Annotated in this window: 16 protein-coding genes; 12 read left to right on the top strand and 4 right to left on the bottom strand. The window is 74.0% G+C overall.

Going from position 1 to position 19209, the window contains the following annotated elements:
- The first annotated feature begins 69 nt into the window (after positions 1-69).
- Positions 70-1218, top strand: coding sequence for an exonuclease SbcCD subunit D (locus QOZ88_RS09290; RefSeq protein WP_305999498.1), 1149 nt, complete (start codon positions 70-72; stop codon positions 1216-1218).
- Positions 1215-4175: an SMC family ATPase gene (locus tag QOZ88_RS09285; protein ID WP_305999497.1), complete on the top strand. Its 2961-nt coding sequence runs from the start codon at positions 1215-1217 to the stop codon at positions 4173-4175. Before QOZ88_RS09290 ends, QOZ88_RS09285 begins: the two co-directional genes overlap by 4 nt.
- 7 nt (positions 4176-4182) lie before the next feature.
- On the opposite strand, the gene QOZ88_RS09280 is transcribed toward QOZ88_RS09285, so the two are convergent.
- Both QOZ88_RS09280 and QOZ88_RS09275 read right to left on the bottom strand, forming a co-directional pair.
- Positions 4183-4677: a hypothetical protein gene (locus tag QOZ88_RS09280; protein ID WP_305999496.1), complete on the bottom strand. Its 495-nt coding sequence runs from the start codon at positions 4675-4677 to the stop codon at positions 4183-4185.
- A gap of 30 nt (positions 4678-4707) precedes the next feature.
- On the bottom strand, positions 4708-5373 hold the full coding sequence (locus tag QOZ88_RS09275) for a hypothetical protein (protein ID WP_305999495.1): 666 nt from the start codon (positions 5371-5373) through the stop codon (positions 4708-4710).
- 176 nt (positions 5374-5549) lie between these two features.
- Here QOZ88_RS09275 and QOZ88_RS09270 point away from each other — a divergent pair, with 176 nt between their 5' ends.
- Positions 5550-6599, top strand: a complete 1050-nt coding sequence (locus tag QOZ88_RS09270) for an N-acetylneuraminate synthase family protein (RefSeq protein WP_305999494.1) — start codon at positions 5550-5552, stop codon at positions 6597-6599.
- Complete coding sequence (gene neuC / locus QOZ88_RS09265) at positions 6596-7735, top strand: UDP-N-acetylglucosamine 2-epimerase (RefSeq protein WP_305999493.1); 1140 nt, start codon at positions 6596-6598, stop codon at positions 7733-7735. The genes QOZ88_RS09270 and neuC overlap by 4 nt, the downstream gene beginning before the upstream one ends.
- A gap of 7 nt (positions 7736-7742) precedes the next feature.
- On the opposite strand, the gene QOZ88_RS09260 is transcribed toward neuC, so the two are convergent.
- Both QOZ88_RS09260 and QOZ88_RS09255 read right to left on the bottom strand, forming a co-directional pair.
- The gene (locus QOZ88_RS09260) at positions 7743-8447 is read right to left on the bottom strand and encodes an acylneuraminate cytidylyltransferase family protein (RefSeq protein ID WP_305999492.1); all 705 of its coding nucleotides are present in this window, start codon (positions 8445-8447) and stop codon (positions 7743-7745) included.
- Positions 8444-8932: a GtrA family protein gene (locus tag QOZ88_RS09255; RefSeq protein ID WP_305999491.1), complete on the bottom strand. Its 489-nt coding sequence runs from the start codon at positions 8930-8932 to the stop codon at positions 8444-8446. Before QOZ88_RS09255 ends, QOZ88_RS09260 begins: the two co-directional genes overlap by 4 nt.
- A gap of 71 nt (positions 8933-9003) precedes the next feature.
- On the opposite strand from QOZ88_RS09255, the gene QOZ88_RS09250 reads away from it, so the two are divergent.
- The 8 genes from QOZ88_RS09250 to QOZ88_RS09215 all read left to right on the top strand — a co-directional run bounded on the left by QOZ88_RS09250 (position 9004) and on the right by QOZ88_RS09215 (position 18915).
- The gene (locus QOZ88_RS09250) at positions 9004-10215 is read left to right on the top strand and encodes a 5-(carboxyamino)imidazole ribonucleotide synthase (protein WP_305999490.1); all 1212 of its coding nucleotides are present in this window, start codon (positions 9004-9006) and stop codon (positions 10213-10215) included.
- A 10-nt stretch (positions 10216-10225) separates the two neighbouring features.
- The gene (gene purE, locus QOZ88_RS09245) at positions 10226-10732 is read left to right on the top strand and encodes a 5-(carboxyamino)imidazole ribonucleotide mutase (protein ID WP_305999489.1); all 507 of its coding nucleotides are present in this window, start codon (positions 10226-10228) and stop codon (positions 10730-10732) included.
- Between the two features lie 23 nt (positions 10733-10755).
- Entirely contained in the window at positions 10756-11409 is a 654-nt protein-coding gene (locus QOZ88_RS09240) for an LbetaH domain-containing protein (RefSeq protein ID WP_305999488.1), read from the top strand.
- Between the two features lie 35 nt (positions 11410-11444).
- A complete protein-coding gene (locus tag QOZ88_RS09235) occupies positions 11445-11576 on the top strand; it encodes a hypothetical protein (protein ID WP_305999487.1) in 132 nt (43 codons plus the stop codon).
- 65 nt (positions 11577-11641) lie between these two features.
- Entirely contained in the window at positions 11642-12796 is a 1155-nt protein-coding gene (locus QOZ88_RS09230) for an acyl-CoA dehydrogenase family protein (protein WP_305999486.1), read from the top strand.
- A 248-nt stretch (positions 12797-13044) separates the two neighbouring features.
- Positions 13045-13638, top strand: coding sequence for a hypothetical protein (locus tag QOZ88_RS09225; protein ID WP_305999485.1), 594 nt, complete (start codon positions 13045-13047; stop codon positions 13636-13638).
- Positions 13635-16367 carry a hypothetical protein gene (locus QOZ88_RS09220; protein ID WP_305999484.1) on the top strand — a complete coding sequence of 911 codons (2733 nt, stop codon included), beginning with the start codon at positions 13635-13637 and terminating at the stop codon, positions 16365-16367. The genes QOZ88_RS09225 and QOZ88_RS09220 overlap by 4 nt, the downstream gene beginning before the upstream one ends.
- A gap of 337 nt (positions 16368-16704) precedes the next feature.
- Positions 16705-18915 carry a hypothetical protein gene (locus tag QOZ88_RS09215; protein WP_305999483.1) on the top strand — a complete coding sequence of 737 codons (2211 nt, stop codon included), beginning with the start codon at positions 16705-16707 and terminating at the stop codon, positions 18913-18915.
- Positions 18916-19209: the final 294 nt, after the last annotated feature.

Here is a 19209-nt window from a genome sequence, read left to right as displayed (position 1 = left end):
CGGATGTGACGGGGCCGTCACGGCGCGCCTCGGCCGTTCTGTCGGACCCCCTCCCTAGCTTCTGCGGTCATGCGGCTCCTCCACACCTCCGACTGGCACATCGGCCGCACCCTGCACGGCACCGACCTGCTCGCCGAGCAGGAGGAGGTGCTGGGCGGCCTGGCGGCCGTGGTCAGCCGCGAGCGGGTCGACGTCGTCGTCGTCGCCGGCGACGTCTACGACCGGGCAGTGCCCTCCGCCGATGCCACGGCGGTGCTGGACAGGGTGGTCGGCCGGCTGCTGGGCACCGGCGCGCGCGTCGTGCTCACACCCGGCAACCACGACTCGGCCCGGCGGCTCGGCACCTTCTCCGGGCTGCTGAGCGCGGCCGGGCTGCACGTGCGCGCGGCCACCGCGCGGCTGGACGAGCCGGTCCTGCTGGCCGACGAGCACGGCGAGGTGGCCCTCTACGGCATCCCCTACCTGGAGCCCGAGGTGGCCCGGCACGAGCTCGGCGTCCCCGGGGCCCGCGGGCACGAGGCGGTGCTACGGGAGGCGATGGACCGGGTGCGGGCCGATCTCTTCCTCCGACCCGGGGCGCGTTCGGTGGTGCTCGCGCACGCCTTCGTCGGCGGCGGGGTGGCCAGCGAGAGCGAGCGGGACATCTGCGTCGGCGGCGTCGACCTGGTGCCGGGCGCGGTGTTCGACGGCGTCGACTACGTGGCGCTCGGGCACCTGCACCGCCCACAGACCCTGAGTCCGCGGATGCGCTACAGCGGCTCGCCGCTGGCCTACTCCTTCGGCGAGGCCGGTCAGCAGAAGCAGGCCTGGCTGGTCGAGTTCGACGCCGCCGGGCTCGCCGGCGTGCGCGCGGTCCCGCTGCCCACCCCGCGGCCGCTGAGCGTGCTCACCGGCACGCTGGAGGAGCTGCTCGCCGACCCGGCTCACGCGGCGGCGGAGCAGCACTTCGTCTCCGCCCGGCTCACCGACCCGGCGCGGCCGGCCGATCCCATGCGCCGGTTGCAGGCCCGGTTCCCGCACTGCGTCCACCTGGACTGGACGGGTGCGGGAGCGTCGGCCGGCAGCGGGAGCTACCAGGAGCGGATGCGGGGGCGCAGCGCCCTCGAGATCGCCGGGGAGTTCGTCAGCGCCGTGCGCGGCGTCCCCGCCAGCGCGGCCGAGCGGGAGCTGCTGGCCCGGGCGCTCGGCGCCGCCGACCGCGAGGAGGCGGCCCGATGAGGTTGCACCGGCTGTCCCTGACGGCGTTCGGCCCCTTCGCCGGCACCGTCGAGGTCGACCTCGACGAGGTCGGCCGGGACGGGCTCTTCCTGCTCTGGGGGCCGACGGGCGCGGGCAAGACCACGCTGCTGGACGGGGTGGTCTTCGCCCTCTACGGCCGCGTCCCCGGCGCCCGCGGCGAGGAGAAGCGGCTGCGCAGCGACCACGCCGACGCCGCCACCCGCACCGAGGTCAGCTGCGAGCTCACCCTCGGCGACGAGCGGCTGCGCGTGGTCCGCCGGCCGGAGCAGCAGCGGCCGAAGAAGCGCGGTGAGGGCTGGGCGACCGAGCAGGCGAAGCTGGTGGTCTCCCGGCTCACCGACGGCGGGTGGGAGCCGGTCAGCACGCGCATCGACGAGGGCTCCGAGCACCTGCGCACGCGGCTGGGGCTCGACGTGCACCAGTTCTGCCAGGTGGTGCTGCTCCCGCAGGGTGACTTCGCGCGGTTCCTGCGGGCCGAGCCGGAGCACCGCACCGAGCTGCTCCGCACGCTCTTCGACGTCGACCGGTACGCCCGCGCGGAAGAGTGGCTGGCCGACGAGCGGACGGCGGTCCGCGCGGGCACGGAGGACGCCCGCCACCAGTTGGCCAACCTGCTCGACCGCGTCGCCCAGGCCGCTGATGTCGAGGTGCCCGAGGAGCTGGCCCCCGAGCTCGTGGGTGCGGGGGCCGGCGGTGGCGTCCTGCGCTGGGTGGCAGAGGTCCGGGCGGCCGCGGGAGCGCAGCTCGCCTCGGCCACCGCGCGGGCCGGGGCGGCCGCCGCGGAGGTGGCCTCCGCCGACGCCGAGCTGGCCGAGGCCCGCGCGCTGGCCGCACGGCACACCCGGCGGGACCAGGCGCTGGCGGAGCTCGTCGACCTCGAGCAGCGCGCGCGGGCGCTCGAACCCCTGCGGGCCGAGCGCGACACCGGTCGCCGGGCCGAACCGCTGCGCGACGTGCTGGACGCCGCACACGCGGCCGGGCGGGCGGCCGAGGGCGCCGCGGGAGGCCTCGCCGGTGCCGTCGCGGCGTGGCAGCCGGTCTCCCAGGGCCGGCCGGCCGACGGTCTGGTGGCCCGCGAGCTGCGCGACCGGGCCGCCGAGGCGCGGGCGCTGCTGCCCGAGGTGGACCGCGCGCGGGCGCTGGAGCGGTCCGTCGCCGCGCTCGCCCGGCGGGTCCGCGAGCTGACCGGGCGGTGCCGAGCGGGGGAGCAGGCCGCCGCCGCCATCCCGGAGCTGCTCGCCGCGCAGGAGCAGGAGGCGGCCCGCGCGCGGGCGGCTGCCGCAGAGCTGCCGGGTCTGCGCGCGTCGCTGGAGTCCGCGGAGGCGGCCCTCGTCGCCAGCCGGGCGGCGGCCGAGCTGGACGCGACGCTGGGCGTGCTCCGCGAGGACACCGCCCGGGCGCGGGATGCCCGGGCCGACGCCCGGGAGCGGTGGCTGGACCTGCGCGCCCGGCGGCTGGACGGCATGGCCGCCGAGCTCGCCGCCGGGCTCACCGACGGTGCCGACTGCCCGGTCTGCGGCGCCGTCGAGCACCCGCGCCCCGCCGCACCGGGTGGCGAGCGGGTCACGGCCGCCGACGAGGACGCCGCACGCGCGCTCGCCGATGCGGCGGAGGCGGCGCTCACCGCGGCGACCGGCCGGCTGGAGGCCGCGGAGCGCGAGCTCGCCGGCCTGCGGGCGCGCGCCGGCGAGCTGCCGTCGCAGCAGCAGGCGGCCCGCGTCGCCGAGCTGACCGCGGCCGTGCGCACCGCGACGGACCTGGCCGCAGGGCTCGCCCCGGCCGAGGCCCGCTTGCGCGAGCTGGTCGGCGAGCGGGAGGAGGCGGCCGCCCGCCTCGGCGCGGACCGCGAGGAGCTGCGTGCCCGGACCGCCGAGCACGACGCGCTGACCACCGGCCTCGCGGAGCTGACCGCCCGGCTGGCCGCGGCCCGGGGCGACGACGCCGACCTGGCGGCCCGGGTCACCCGGCTGTCGGCCGCCGCGGAGGCGTGCGAAGCGGTCGTCGCCGCCGAGGTCGAGAACCTGCGCGCCCGTGCCGAGGCCGAGGCGGCCCGCCGGGTGGCGGAGGAGCGGGCCGGGGTCGCCGGGTTCGACGACGTCCGCGCGGCGGAGTCGGCGCTGGCCGGCCCCGGCCGCCTGGCCCAGCTGGACCGGCAGCTCGACGGGCACGACCAGCGCGTGGCCGTCCTGCGCGCCCAGCTGACCGACCCGGAGCTCGCCGACCTCCCCGGCCGGCCCGACCTGGCCGCGCTGGAGGACCGCTGCGCCGGCGGCACCCGCCGGCGGGAGGAGGCGGTGGCCGAACTGGAGCAGGCGCGCCGCTGCACGAGGTCGCTGGAGGACCTGGTCGGGCGGGTGAGCGCGGCGGAGCTCACGCTCGCCGAGCTGCGCGCCTGGAGCGACCAGGTCACCGCGCTGGCCGACCTGACCCACGGCCGGGGGGCGAACGCACGCCGGATGCGGCTGCAGTCGTTCGTGCTGGCCGCGCGCCTGGAGCAGGTCGCCGAGGTGGCCAGCCGGCGGCTGCTGGACATGTCGGGCGGCCGCTACACGTTCCTGCACAGCGACGCGCAGGGCCGGCACGGCGCTCGTGGTGGCCTGGGGCTGGACGTGTTCGACGAGTACACCGGGGTCCGTCGGCCCACCAAGACGCTCTCGGGCGGGGAGAGCTTCATGGCCTCGCTCGCGCTCGCCCTGGGGCTCGCCGACGTGGTCACCGCGGAGACCGGCGGCGTCCGCATCGACACCCTGTTCGTGGACGAGGGGTTCGGCACGCTGGACGCGCAGGCGCTGGACGCGGTGATGACCGTGCTCGACGAGCTCCGCCGCGGCGGGCGCACGGTGGGCGTCATCAGCCACCTCGAGGAGCTGCGCACGCGCATCCCCACGCGGCTCGAGGTGGTCGCCGGGCGGAACGGCTCCAGGCTGGCCGGCTGACCGGCTGTCAGCCGGCCGGTGGCGCGAAGGTGCTGTCCTCCAGGCGGCGGATGCGCTCTTCGTAGGCGGAGAGCGTGGACAGGCGCGCACGCACCCGGGCGTGCTCCTCGCGCACGACCTCGACCAGCGACCGCGCCTCCGGCAGGTCCTGCCCGTCGGTCTGCACGACGACCGGCCGCGCCTGGCGCTCCAGCCGCTGCTCCAGGGCCGCGGCCTGCGGGGCCAGCCGTGAGATCTGATGGGCGTTCCAGGTGCTCTGCTCGTCGAGCCGACGCAGGCGTTCCTCCCCGGCGTGGGCCACCTGGTCGAGCCGGTCGACGCGTTCGGAGACGTTCTTCAGGTCGATCGCCGCGGCGAGCCGGTCGATCCGCGCGGTCAGCTCGTCCAGCCGGCGGGCGAGGTCGTCCTCCCGCGCGGCCACCGGGCGCACGGCGTCGTCGACGCGGGCCTGGACGGCCCGGGCGAGCCGCGCCTTGATGCGCTGCGGCAGCGGCAGCCTCATCGCTGTTCTCCTCGGCAGATCGTGGTCCGGTCAAGCCCAGACACGGGCCCGCCCCTCGTCCAGCCACCTGCGGAGCAGGGTGGCCTCCTCGCTGAGCCGGTGCTCGGCGGTGATGGTGGTCGTGCTGCCTGCCGCGTGCGACCAGCTGGTCTGCGCGGGGTCGTCGACGAAGGAGTAGCCCGCCAGCTCGAGGCGGGCGTCCGGGAAGGCATCCCGGGCCCACCAGGCGGCCATGGTCCCGGTCGTCGACCAGACGCCGTCGCGACGGCTGTCGAGACCGAGCTCGGCTGACAGCCGCAGGGTCAGGTCCTGGTTGGACAGGTGGACCTGCCCCAGATCGGTCGGCCACCAGTCGGGGAGCGCCTCGCGTTCCCAGTGCAGCCGGCCCGGTTCCACCAGCAGGTAGAGCCGGTCCTGGTAGTCCTCGAAGAACCAGCGCGTGGCCACCAGCCCGCGGTGGAAGAAGACGGTGTCCACCCGGCGGCCGTAGGTCGGCGGCTCGCCGGGCTCGTCCAGTCGGAAGCTGTTGACCCGGATCACCAGGTCGCAGGAGTCCACGGCGTCGGCGCGCTCGGCCGACGGCGCCAGCGGCTTGTTGCCGAGCACGGCGATCGAGCGGACGCGCCGTTCGCGGGCATACGTGCGCACCAGCTCCCGCACGTCGTTGCGGCGTCGCTCGTCCGCTGTCTCGCCCATGGTCCTCCTGCCGCTTCCGGCCGATCGTAGAACGCCGTTCCGGTGACCCCGGGGAGCGCGAGGCGCCCACCCGGAGGCCCTGGTGCTCGTGCGACGGGAGGGCACCCGTGTGCCGCACGCGTCGGCGTCGCCGCTCCCGGGCGACCGGTCGCGGACGGTCCTCTACCGTGGGTCGCATGTCGGCGCCTGCCCCGAAGATGACCATCGGAGCCCGTGAGATCGGGCCCGGGCACCGTCCCCTGGTCATCGCCGAGCTCGGGATCAACCACGACGGTGACCTGCACCGGATGCACCGGATGATCGACGACGCAGCCGACGCGGGGGTCGAGTGCGTGAAGTTCCAGTCGCACGTCGTCGAGGACGAGATGATCCCCAACGACGTCGTCCCCGGGAACGCCGACGAGTCGATCTACACGATGATGCAGCGCTGCGCGCTCTCCGCCGCGGAGGAGAAGGACGTCTTCGCGCACGCGCACGACCGCGGCATGCTCGCGCTCTCCACCCCGTTCAGCCGCGCCGCCGCCGACCGGCTGGCGGAGATGGACGTCCCGGCGTTCAAGATCGGCTCGGGGGAGTGCAACAACTACCCGCTGGTGCGGCACATCGCGTCGTTCGGCAAGCCGGTGCTCCTGAGCACGGGGATGAACGACGTCTCCACCATCCGCCCGTCGGTGGAGCTGCTCCGCGCCTCCGGCGTGCCCTTCGCGCTGATGCACTGCACGAGCCTCTACCCGACGCCGCCCGCCCAGGTGCGCCTCGGTGGGATCGCGGAACTGCAGGAGGCCTTCCCCGACGCGGTGCTCGGCCTCTCCGACCACACCACGTCGATCTACGCCTGCCTGGGCGCGGTCGCGGTCGGCGCCGACGTGCTCGAGCGGCACTTCACGTCCGACATGGCCTGGCCGGGGCCGGACATCCCGATCTCCAGCCTCCCGGCCGACTTCAGCCGGCTCATCGAGGGTGCCGACACCCTCGCCCTGGCCCGCGGCGGGCGCAAGGAGATCCTCCCCGAGGAGCAGCCGACGATCGACTTCGCCTACGCCTGCGTCGTGACCATCGCGCCGGTCGCGGCGGGCGAGCGGTTCGACGTCGACAACGTGTGGGTCAAGCGGCCCGGCACCGGTGAGCTGAAGGCGGTCGACTACGACCGCGTCCTCGGGCGCGTCGCCACCCGCGACCTGCCCTCCGACGTGCAGCTGTCCTGGGGAGACGTGTCCGACGGATGACCGAGCCGGCCCCTGCCCGCCGGATCATCGGGATCACCGGCACGCGCGCCGATTTCGGCAAGATGCGCGACGTCTTCCTCGGCCTGCAGGAGGCGCCCGACATCGAGTTCTCCCTCGTCGTCACCGGCATGCACCTGCTGCACCGCTACGGCTACACCGTGCGGGAGATCGAGCGCGCCGGGCTGCGGCACGTCCACCACGTCCCCAACCAGGTGGAGGACGAGCCGATGGCCCTGGTCCTCGCCAACAGCCTCAACTCCATCGCCCGGCTGCTGCTCGCCGAGTCCGCCGACATGGTGCTCGTGCACGGCGACCGCGTGGAGGCGCTGGCCGGCGGGCTGGCCGGCAGCCTCACCAACACGCGGGTCGCCCACGTGGAAGGCGGAGAGGTGTCCGGGACGATCGACGACTCCATCCGGCACTCGCTGACCAAGCAGGCGCACGTCCACTTCGTCGCCAACGAGCAGGCCTGCGCCCGGGTGCTGCAGCTGGGGGAGGACGAGGACCGCATCTTCGTCGTGGGCAGTCCGGAGGCCGACGCGCTCGCCGTCGCGGCGGCCAGCCCGCTGGGACCGGTGCGCGAGCGGTACGCGACGCCCGAGCCGCCGTACGGGATCATCGCCATGCACCCCGTCACGACGGAGGCCGGCACCAACCGCCGGCAGGCCGAGGAACTCGTCGACGCCGTGCTGGAGCTGGGGGGCTCCTGGGTGGTCATCGATCCCAACAACGACGAGGGCACCCCGGACATCCGGGCTGCGCTGGAGCGCCTGGACGGGCGACCGGGCATCGTGCGGTTGCCGTCGATGCGCTTCGCCGCCTACCTGACCCTGCTCCGGCACGCCGAGGTGGTCGTCGGCAACTCCAGCAGCGGGGTGCGCGAGGCCCCGGTGCTCGGGACCCCCGCTGTGGACGTCGGATCGCGGCAGAACGGGAGGTCCCCGGCGACCTCGGTCCAGCACGTCGAGGCGCGGGCCGGGGAGATCGCGGCCGCCGTCCGCCGGGCCAGGTCGCAGGGCCGGACCCCGGCGGAGGAGCACTTCGGCTCGGTGGGGGCCGCGGGGCGCATCGTGTCGCTGCTGCGCGACGACGCGGTGTGGGGGCTGCCGCTGCAGAAGCGGTTCGTCGACCGCTGAACCGCGCTCAGGCCTCGCCGAGGTCGCGCGCCGCCCGTCGGACCCGCTCGAGGTCGTCCAGGGTGTCGACGTCGATGCTCCGCTCGGCAGGCATCGGGACCGCTGCCACGTCGGGGACGATGACCGCGTCCGCGGCGCGCATGGCGCCCAGGGCGGTGGCGTAGACGGCGCCGTTGATCCGCAGCGCCTCGGGCAGCTCCTGCCGGGGGGCCTCCAGGTCCGGCCAGGTCCGGACCGGGCGGGCGGAGCCGTCCGGTGCGACCAGCAGCTGCTTGTAGGGGTGGTGCTCGGCGGGGGCCACGGTGAGGGTCGTGCGCACGTCGCCCAGCGCGTGCCGCTCGAGGACGGCGCGGACGTCGCCGGACGTCCGCAGCGGGGACGTCGGCTGCAGGAGGACGACCGTCGCATCGTTGGGCAGCTCGAGTGCCCGCGCCACGTGCAGCAACGCGGACACCGTCCGGCTGGTGCCGGTCGACAGCTCCGCCGGCCGCCGGACGACCGTCGCCCCCAGCTGCTCGGCCTCGGCGGCGATGTCCGGCCCGTCGGTGCTGACGACGACCTGCTCGATGCCGGCCTCCCGCGCGTTGCGGACGGCGCGCGCCACCAGGGACGAGCCCCCGACGGTCATGAGGTTCTTCCCCGGCAGACCCCGGGAACCGGCCCGGGCCGGGACGACCGCGACGGTCCGGCGGGCGGGCGCCGACCCGGTCACCGGACCTCCTCGGCGACCGGCGGCCGAGCGGGGGTCGGCGAGGCCTCGGCCACGAAGACATACCGCCGGTACGCGAGGAAGCGAACCACCGTGCCGAGCGCGATGGAGAGCAGGTTGGCGCCCTGCAGCACCAGGGCGCCCTCCTGCCCGAGCGGGTAGCGGACGAAGCCGATGACGGCCAGGCCCAGCAGCAACGCCGCGGCGTTCACGAGGAGGAACAGGGCGTACTCCCGCCGCAGGCCGGTGCGGGCGCGGTCGGAGAAGGACCAGAACCGGTGCCCGACGAAAGCGAGTGACATCGAGACGAGACTCGCCAGCAGCTTCGACGTCACCGCCCCGAGACCCACCTGGGCGTAGAGCAGCTGGAACAGGCCGACGTCGACCAGGAAGCACACCGCACCGACGACGCCGAAGGCGCCGAGCTCGCGCACCAGCCGGCCAGGGCCGTCGCGCAGGAGCCGGCGCAGCTGCGCGAGGGGGGCCACGCCCGCATCTTACGGAGGAACCGGCACGGCGATCGGGGCGTGCGCAGCTCCCGGCTAGCCTTCGGGGCACCATGTCTGCCGCCCTGCACCCGCACACCGGCCTGCCCGTCGTCGCCATGGTCGGCGGCGGCCAGCTCGCCCGCATGACGCACCAGGCCGCCGTCGCGCTCGGGCAGTCGCTGCGGGTGCTGGCCGCCAACCCCCAGGAGTCTGCGGCCCTCGTCGCGGCGGACGTCCGGTACGGCGACCACCGCGACCTGGGTGACCTGCGGGTGCTGGCCGACGGCGCCACGGTGGTCACCTTCGACCACGAGCACGTGCCCACCGAGCACTTGCGCACGCTGGTCGAGGAGGGCACCCGCGTCGCCCCCGGCCCGGAGGCGCTCGTCCACGCGCAGGACAAGCTGGTGCTGCGCCGCGCGCTCGCGGAAGCGGGGGAGCCCCAGCCGGCCTGGGCGGAGGTCCGGTCCGCGGCCGACGTGGAGGGCTTCGCCGACGCGCACGGGTGGCCCGTGGTGCTCAAGACCCCCCGCGGCGGGTACGACGGCAAGGGGGTGTTCGTCGTCGGAGACGCGGGAGCCGCCGCCGAGCTGCTGGAACGGCACGGCACCCTGCTGGCCGAGCAGCGGGTGGCCATGGTGCGCGAGCTGTCGGCGCAGGTCGCGCGGTCGCCGTTCGGCCAGGTCGCGGTGTGGCCGGTGGTCGAGACGGTGCAGCGCGACGGCGTCTGCGCCGAGGTGTACGCGCCCGCCCCCGGGCTCTCCGACGAGCTGGCCACGGCGGCCCAGGAGCTGGCGGTGCGGATCGCCGACCGGCTCGGCGTCGCGGGCATGCTCGCCGTCGAGCTCTTCCAGACCGCCGACGGGGTGCTGGTCAACGAACTGGCCATGCGGCCGCACAACTCCGGTCACTGGAGCATCGAGGGTGCGCGCACCAGCCAGTTCGAGCAGCACCTGCGCGCCGTGCTCGACTACCCCCTGGGCTCCACGGAGATGGTCGCCCCGGTCGTGGTGATGGCCAACGTGCTCGGGGGCGCGGCCGCGCAGGAGGGCTGGTCCGGGCCGGCGCTCGACGAGCGGATCCACCACCTCATGGCGCACTGGCCGGACGTGAAGCTGCACTGGTACGGCAAGACCCAGCGCCCGGGCCGCAAGCTCGGCCACGTGACCGCCCTCGGTGCCGACCTCGCCGAGGTGCGGGCGCGGGCGCTCGCCGCGGCCCGGTACCTCGCCGATGGCGTCGTCGACGCGGCCTTCGCCTTCGCGCACGACCCCGAGCACTGAGGAGCAGGGCATGAGCGACCCGGTCGTCGGCATCGTCATGGGCAGCGACTCGGACTGGCCGGTGATGCAGCCGGCCGCCGAGGCGCTCGCGGAGTTCGGCGTCGCCTGGGAGGCGCACGTGCTCTCGGCGCACCGCACGCCCCGCCGGATGCTCGACTACGCCGAGGCCGCCGCCGGCCGCGGGCTGCGGGTGATCGTCGCCGGCGCCGGCGGGGCCGCCCACCTGCCGGGGATGGTCGCTGCGGCCACGCCGCTGCCGGTGATCGGTGTGCCGCGTCCGCTGGACCGGCTCGACGGGCTGGACAGCCTGCTCTCGATCGTGCAGATGCCCGCCGGCGTGCCTGTGGCCACCGTGGGCATCGGCGGCGGCCGCAACGCCGGGCTGCTCGCGGTGCGCATCCTCGCCGCAGGCGACGCGGAGCTGCGGAGCCGGGTCGAGCGGTTCCAGGCCGAGCTCGCCGACAGCGTCGTCGCCCGGGATGCCGCGCTGACCGAGCGACTCCGCGCCGACCGGTGACCCGAGGAGGAGGGAGGACGGCGATGGGCCTGCTGACCACCACGGGGCACCGGCTGGTCGGGCGTGCCCGGCCGGCCCTCCGGCGCGCCGTGTTCGGCGTCCGGCCCGTCGACGAGCTGGCCGAGCAGCTCGGCCTGGACGGTGAGGACGTCGCCCTCGCCGAGCACTTCAACCGGTCGAGGGAGACCTTCCCGAGGCGGCTGCCGGGTCTCGTGCGCTGGCAGCGGGCGACCCAGCCGTGGCACTGGACCGATCGGGGCAACCGGCTGGCGCGCTACTACGTGCAGCGCTGGTGCGGCTTCACCGTCGGGCGGTACACCTACGGGTTCGAGCAGTGGATCGAGCACCCGCGGCCGGCGCTGGCGTCGATCGGGTCGTTCACCAGCATCGCCCTGGACGTGACGATCGCCGGGTTCAACCACCCGCTCGACCGGGTCACCACCAACCCCATCACCTACCTCCCGTCACGAGGCTTCGTCGACCACGACGGCGAGTCCGAGATGACGGCCCGGCCGAACAACCGGCCGGTGACCATCGGGGACGACGTGTGGATCGGTGGTCGGGTCACCATCGTGCGGGTGTGCACATCGGTACGGGGGCAGTCGTCGCCGCAGGCGCCGTGGTCACCCGGGACGTGCCGCCCTACGCCATCGTCGGCGGGGTGCCCGCTCGCCTGATCCGGTGACGGTTCCGGGAGGAGGTCCGCGAAGCCATGCTGCGCTCGCAGTGGTGGACCTGGCCGGACGACCTCATCCGGGAGCGCATCGCGGACTTCTCCGACCCCGAGTCGTTCGCCCGGCGCTACGGCGGACTCGAGACAGCGCCGGACCAGCCCCCGTCCTGAGACCTGCTCACCCGCATGGAGCGCCTCGCTACCGGCGGGTAGTCGGACGTCCTACGATCGAGCGCGTGGGTACGAACAACGGGCTGTACGCGCTGACCGAGGAGCACGAGGCGATCCGGGCGGCGGTGCGCGACATCGCCGAGCGGGAGATCGCCCCGTACGCCGCGGAGGTGGACGCCGAGTCGCGCTACCCGATCGAGGCGCAGAAGGCGCTGACCGCGGCGGGCTTCCACGCCACCCACATCCCCGAGGCCTACGGCGGTGAGGGTGCCGACGCGATCGCGACCTGCATCGTGATCGAGGAGGTGGCCCGCGTCGACATGAGCGCCTCGCTGATCCCGGCGGTCAACAAGCTCGGCTCGATGCCGGTAATCCTCTCCGCGTCCGAGGACCTCAAGCAGAAGGTGCTCGCGCCCATCGCCGCCGGCGAGGCGATGATCAGCTACGGCCTCTCGGAGCGCGAGGCGGGCTCCGACGCCGCCGCCATGAAGACCCGCGCCCGCCTCGAGGGCGACAGCTGGGTGCTGAACGGCACCAAGGCCTGGATCACCAACTCCGGTGTCTCCGAGTGGTACACGGTCATGGCCGTCACCGACCCGGGGAAGGGTGCCAACGGCATCTCCGCCTTCGCGGTGCACCGCGACGACCCGGGCTTCGCCGTGGGGCCCAAGGAGCGGAAGATGGGGATCAAGGGCTCGCCCACCTGCGAGCTCTACTTCACCGACTGCACCATCCCGGCCGACCGGATCATCGGCGCGCCGGGCACCGGCTTCAAGACCGCGCTGCGCACCCTGGACTTCACCCGGCCCACCATCGGCGCCCAAGCGGTCGGCGTCGCGCAGGGGGCGCTGGACGCCTCCGTGGCCTACGTCAAGGAGCGCAGGCAGTTCGGCAAGACCGTCGGCGAGTTCCAGGGCGTGCAGTTCATGCTGGCCGACATGGAGATGAAGATCCAGGCGGCCCGCCACCTGGTCTACGTCGCCGCGGCCGCGGGTGAGCAGGGCCGGTCCGATGTGACCCGGGTCTCGGCATCGGCCAAGGCGTTCGCCTCCGATGTCGCGATGCAGGTGACCACCGATGCCGTCCAGTTGTTCGGCGGGGCCGGCTACACCCAGGACTTCCCGGTCGAGCGCATGATGCGCGACGCGAAGATCACCCAGATCTACGAGGGCACCAACCAGGTGCAGCGCATGGTGATCGCACGGAGCCTGCTGCGCTGACCCACCTCCGGTCGGACGCCGGCGCGCGGCGTGTCCACCGGCGCGTGAGGGCGCCGGCCGGGGAGCTCAGCGGACGGGCTGCGTGCCTGTGCCCGATGACGCTCGCTCCAAGCCGTGTCCTCCCGCAGAGTGTTCGCCCGGTGACGTAACGTGCCAGCGCGGCCAGGTTGCGGATCCGACCCTCCGGGCCGCTGGCGAGGGCCGGCGATCGAGCGCCGGCCGGATCGTCGCTCGTCCTGGGAGTGTGGATGTCCTCGTCCGTGAAGATCGTGCGCTGGGCCGCGTTGGTGGCCCTGGCCGCCGCCGTGGTCGTCGGCGTGGCGTTCGCCGCCCGTTCGGTGGGCGGCTCCGACGCCTCGGGCGCTCAGCCCGCCGGCACCCCCGCGGCCGGTGCCCCGGCCACCCCGGAGGACGCCTCGGGGGGCGAGCAGGAACCGGCGGACACCGGCGGGCCGGCCGGCGCGGACGGCTCCGCCGACGCCGCCGGGGAGACGTCGCAGGCCCCGGCCTCGACCAGCGCCCCGCGTCCCGTCGGGGATCCCGTCGAGGTCCTCGTGCGGCAGACCTACTCCGGCTGGGACGCCGACTCCTCGGCGATCGTCGTCGGCGCGGTGGTGGCCGGCGTGATCGAGTCCGGAGGCACCTGCACCCTGACGGTGGCGCAGGGGCTCACCGAGCACACCGCCTCGTCCAAGGGCTCCGCCGACGCGAGCACCACGACCTGCGGGCGGATGTCGGTCCCCGGCGGGGACTTGGACGCGGGGGAGTGGACCGCGATGGTCAGCTATGAATCGCCCGCGGCCAACGGCGAGTCGCAGTGGTTCTCGGTGGTGGTCCCGTGACCCGCACCCGTCCGCTCCGCGCCGTCCTGCTGGCGGTGGGTCTCGCTGCGATGCTGACGATGCTGCTCGTCGGCGCCGAGCGGGAGACCCCTCCCGAGGGCTTCACGAACGCCGCGGACCTCGGCCGCTTCAACCCGGCCAACATCATCTCCGACGGGGTCTTCTACGACACGTCGTCGATGGACGTCGCCGAGATCCAGGCGTTCCTCGATCTGAAGGGGCGCAACTGCACGGCGGGTGACCTCTGCCTGAGCCGGTACGGGATGGCGACGTACACCCGGTCGGCGGACAGCAGGTGCCCGCGCACCTACACGGGCGCCAGCCGGGAGAGCGCCGCCTCGATCATCTCCAAGGTCGCCTCCGCCTGCGGCGTCAACCCGCAGGTGCTGCTGGTGACGCTCCAGAAGGAGATGGGCCTGGTGACGGCGAGCAGCCCCACCACCAAGTCCTACAACCGCGCCATGGGTTACGGCTGCCCGGACAACACCGGCGGAACGTGCGACGCCACCTACAACGGCTTCTACAACCAGGTCTACATGGCGGCCCGGCAGTTCAAGAACTACCAGGCGAACCCGACCAGGTACGGCTACGTGGCGCACATGAACAACTACATCGCCTACTACCCGAACAGGCCCAGCTGCGGTGGCCGGACCATCTACATCGAGAACCAGGCGACCGCCGGCCTCTACAACTACACCCCCTACGTGCCGAACCAGGCGTCTCTGAACGCCGGGTACGGGACGGGCGACAGCTGCTCGTCCTACGGCAACCGGAACTTTTACAGCTACTTCACCGACTGGTTCGGCTCGACCCAGCACAGCGGTGGGGCGTCGGTCGCCGAGAAGTACCTGGCCATGGGTGGTGCGAGCAGCTACCTGGGCGCCCCGACCGGGGACGTCACCTGCACGGCCAGGGACGGCGGGTGCCTGCAGCCCTACCAGGGAGGTGCCATCTACTGGTCCCAGGCCAGCGGTGCCCACGCCGTCCGCGGCGGGATCTACGCCAAGTGGGCCGAGCTCGGGTACGAGTACAGCCTGCTCGGGTTCCCCACGAGCGACGAGACGGCCATCCCCGGCGGCTACCTCAACCTGTTCCAGGGCGGGGCGATCTACTGGTCGCCGGCGACCGGGGCGCACTTCATCCGCGGTGGCATCTACGACAAGTGGGCCAAGCAGGGGTACGAGACCGGCTGGCTGGGCTTCCCCACGGGCGACGAGACCAAGATCCCCGGCGGGTACGTGAGCACCTTCCAGGGCGGGGCCATCTACTTCTCGGCGTCCACCGGCGCCTGGTCGATCCGCGGTCACGTCTACGAGGCGTGGGCACGCCAGGGTTACGAGGGCGGCCCGATGGGCTTCCCGACCAGCGACGTGCGGACGCTGCCGACCGGTGAGTTCAGCGTGTTCCAGGGCGGCGCCATCTACTGGTCGCCGACCGGGGGTGGGCATGCGCTGCGTGGTCCGATCTACACGGCGTGGGCCCGCTCCGGTTACGAGACCGGTGCCCTGGGGATGCCCGTCGGTGCCCGGACGTCCATCACCGGGGGCGCCTACCAGGAGTTCGCCGGCGGATCGATCTACGAGTCCGCCGCGCACGGTGCGCGGATCGTCACGAACCCGTTCCGGGACAAGTGGCTGGCCGCAGGTGGTACGACCGGCGTCCTGGGCTTCCCCGCCTCGGACGCGGGGCGCACGCGGACGGGGTCCTTCCAGGTCTTCGCCGGAGGCGCCGTGTACACCTCCTCGACCACGGCACCGCAGATCATCCGCGGTGCGGTGTACGACCTCTGGGCGCGGCAGGGCTACGAGACCGGCCGCCTCGGCTACCCGATCACCGACGTCCAGGCCGTGGCCGGCGGCGAGCAGAGCGACTTCCAGGGCGGCAGCATCTACGTCTCCCGGTCGACCGGCGCCCGCTGGCTGGGGACGGACCTGGCCGCAGGCCTGGCTGCCCGAGGTGGGCCGGGTGGCCCGCTCGGCTTCCCGACGACGGACGAGTTCACCACTGCGACGGGCGGCCGGGCGGCCCACCTCCAGCGGGGCAACCTCTACTGGTCGGCGGGGACGGGTCTGCACAACGTGTCGGGCCCCACCTACACGACCTGGGGCGCGCAGGGCTACGAGAACGGGCCGCTCGGGTACCCGACCGCGGATGCCACGGCGGCGCCGGGCGGGACCGGGACGGTCACCACGTTCCAGCGCGGCTCGATCTACTGGTCGGAGGGGACCGGTGCACACAGCGTGCCCGCGGTGCTCGACCAGGCCTGGGCCCGCTGGGGCGGCGCGGCAGGTGATCTGGGGCTGCCCACGGTCGACGCGTTCCGCACCTCGGCCGGGGGCGGTGGCCTCGTCCAGCACTTCCAGCGGGGCTCGATCTACCAGTCGGCCGCCACCGGTGCGCGCGTCGTCCGCGGGCCCATCTTCGGTGCCTGGGCCGCCACCGGCTACGAGTACGGCTTCCTCGGTCTCCCGGTCAGCGACGAGACGGCGTTGACCGGCGGCGCCATGTCGCTGTTCCAGGGCGGTGGCATCTACTGGTCGCCGGCCGGTGGGGCGCACGCCATCCGAGGCCGCTTCTACGACACGTGGGCCGCGAACGGGTACGAGGGCGGTGCGCTGGGCTACCCGACCTCGGACGAGTACGCGGTCTCGGGTGGGCGTCGGATGGACTTCGAGCGGGGCACCATCGATGTGACGAACGCCGGCCGGGCGATCGTGACCTTGCGGTAAGCTCGCCGCCGGTGCGCCGGCTGTCGGGCGGACGCGCGGCCCCGAGCGAAGGCGACCCCGGGTGGACCGTCGCCGACGCGCCGGATGCGCCCCCGGTGGTGCCCCGCGCACCGCGGTACCCACCGCCGACATCCCGCGCCTCACGGCGGCGCCCGCACCGGCTGCCCGGCGTCACGCCCTGTCACGTACCAAGGAACGGAACGCTGTGAGCGTGCAGACCACGACCGTCGAGGACTCGTCCACCGGACGCGCAGGGGGAACGGGAGCCTCGTCGTCGGGCGTGGAGCCCGGACGGCGTGGGCTCACGCGGCGGTCGTGGCTCCGGATCGTCGGGGCGGTGTCCCTGGTCCTGCTGATCCTGGTCGTGCCGGTCGTGCACGCGCTGCAAGCCATGCACGCGGTCCCGACCTTCCACCTGGACGGGGCCTTCCAGACCGCCAGCGGCCTGTTCCGGCTGGGGGAGGGGCAGTGGCCCGGCAGGGACTTCTTCCCGTACCTGGGCATCGGTCCGGTGGCGGTGCTGTACCCGGCCTTCGTGGCCATGGGCGGCTCGCTCACGGCCTCGACGTTCTCGTCGTACCTGATGACGATGCTCGCCTTCCAGCTGGTCGTCGGGCTGCTGGCTGCCCTCTTCTTCCGGCGCCGGCCGGTGTGGGCGCTGCTGTGGGGCGCCGCCGTCCCGGCCGTGCTGGTCGGGGCTGCCATGGTCCGGCCCGGGCTCTGGGGGATCGCGGACGGGCTGCTGACCACGGCGGCGGTACCGGGCAACAGCCTGCGGCCGCTCCGCGCGGTCGCGCCGTACCTCATCGCCGCCGTCGCCTTCTTCGTGCTCCGCCCGCGGTGGACCACGCGGCGCGCGGCGGTCGTCGGCGCTGCGGCGGGCGTCGTGGCGGCGATCTGGTCGAACGACTACGGGCTGGTGTCCGGCGGCGTCATCCTGGTGCTGGTGACCTTCCACGTCCTGCGCTGGCAGCTCGTGCCGCGGCTGCGCGGCCTGGTCGCGCTGTGGGGCTCCGCCCTCGCGGCCTACCTGGTCTCCGGCTTCGCCGCGACCGCCGGGCACTTCCCCGCCCTGGTGTCCTACAACTTCGTCGACGTCCGGGAGGACCAGTTCTGGTACTTCGGGCCGTGGAGCCGTGATGACCGGGTGTACTCGCTCGGCGACCTGCTCTCGGTCATGTGGTCCGAGCAGGCCGTCTACCCGCTGCTGGTCCTGGTGGCCACGACGGTGTACGGGTTGGCCTCCCGGGACCTCGGGGCTCTGCTGGTCCCGTTCACCGGGGCCTCCGTCCTGGCCGGAGGTCTGGCCGCCACCATCGGCGGCCACAGCGGCGGCTACTTCTGGTCCTTCGTCCTGTGGGGGTACGTGACCACGGCGGTGGCCGTCGCGCGGCTGGGCGTCTGGCTGCTGGCCAGGGGTGGACGCACCCGGGAGCTGTCGCAGGGCCGCGTCGGGAGGCTGGCGCGTGCGGGGCTGGCCGTCGCCACCGTGGCGGCGCTGCTCGTGGCTGCTGCGGCGTCGCTCCGGGCGAACTGGAACACCGAGCGGGCCCTGGCCGAGGACCCGCAGCAGGTCTGGGAACCCCAGCTCGACGGCTACATCCCGGAGGCGTTCCTCGATCAGCTGGACGAGGTCTCCGGGCGATCCGACGTGGTCGAGGAGTACATGGGCCTGGCCGGCGCCGTGAACGGGCCCAACCTCAGCCTGCCGGTCGACTCGATCATCGCCGCCCTGGGCAGCCAGCGGCAGGTGTTCGCCGAGCGGATGGCCGAGCGCCCGTCACTGGTCGTGACCACCGATCCGGACGCCAGCATCTGGTCGACCTGGAACGTCAGCGCCAACTGGTGGTTCTACCGGGATCTCTTCAAGTCCTACGCGCCGGAGCGGAGCACGCCGCTCACCCTGAACTGGACGCCCGTGGAGCCGGCGACCTGGGAGGCGGTGCCGTGCGACGTCGACGGATCCCGGATCGAACTGGCCGCCCCGGACGCCGGCTTCTACGAGGTCACCTTGCGGTACGAGGGGCCGGGACGATCGTCCCGCTCCTACACGATGGTGGAGAACAACATCGCCGTCACCGAGTCCGCGCTCGGATTCATGGCGCTGGACCCCGGTGCCCGGGTGCAGCAGTTCCCCGTCGCCGTCCACGACCCGGGCTCGGGCACCACCGTCCTGTCCACCAAGGACATCTCGGCGGGGTCCGAGCCGCTCACCGCCCTCGAGTCCTGCACCGCCGCGGCCATCGCCTTCCCCGAGGGGGCCGACACCGCGGAGATCTTCAGCAGCTTCCAGCTGACCCCCGTCGACCTGACGGACGAGTTCTGGGACCGCGGGGTGCACCGGGACGTCGCGGGCCTCTTCATCCGCACCACGGAGATGAACCTGGCGGACCTGCGACGCGCCGACGAGATCCGCTTCTCCGACGGGGAGACCCGGGAGATCGCCGAGATCCAGGACCACGGGAAGTTCGTCAACGTGATCCTCGAGGGGCCACCGCTGGACCCGGAGGTCGCCGGGGCGGGCAACGTCTTCGTGCCGGTCGACTGACGACCGGCACCCGCGGGCGGCGGACTGCCCGTCCGCGACCGGGCCAGTGGGCTCTCCGCGCTGCCGTCCCGACGTGCCCGTGCCGGAGCCGGCTCAGGGCTGCTCGGCAGATCTCGACACCCGTACCGCCGCGCGTCTGTCAGCTCCGGGCCTGAGACGGACCCGTCCGACTCCCGGGCGGGTCGGGGTCGCGACGTCGGGTGATTCCTGTGTGACGATGGAGTTCTGATGGGGCGAGTGGGGCCGGTCTCCGACTTTTCGTCCTGACCCGCAGCGACCACCGACGTACGCTCG

It is taken from the genome of Blastococcus carthaginiensis (genome assembly GCF_030731085.1).
In the GTDB taxonomy this organism is placed as follows: Bacteria; Actinomycetota; Actinomycetes; order Mycobacteriales; family Geodermatophilaceae; genus Blastococcus; species Blastococcus carthaginiensis.
This window is presented reverse-complemented; position numbering and strand designations above follow the sequence as displayed.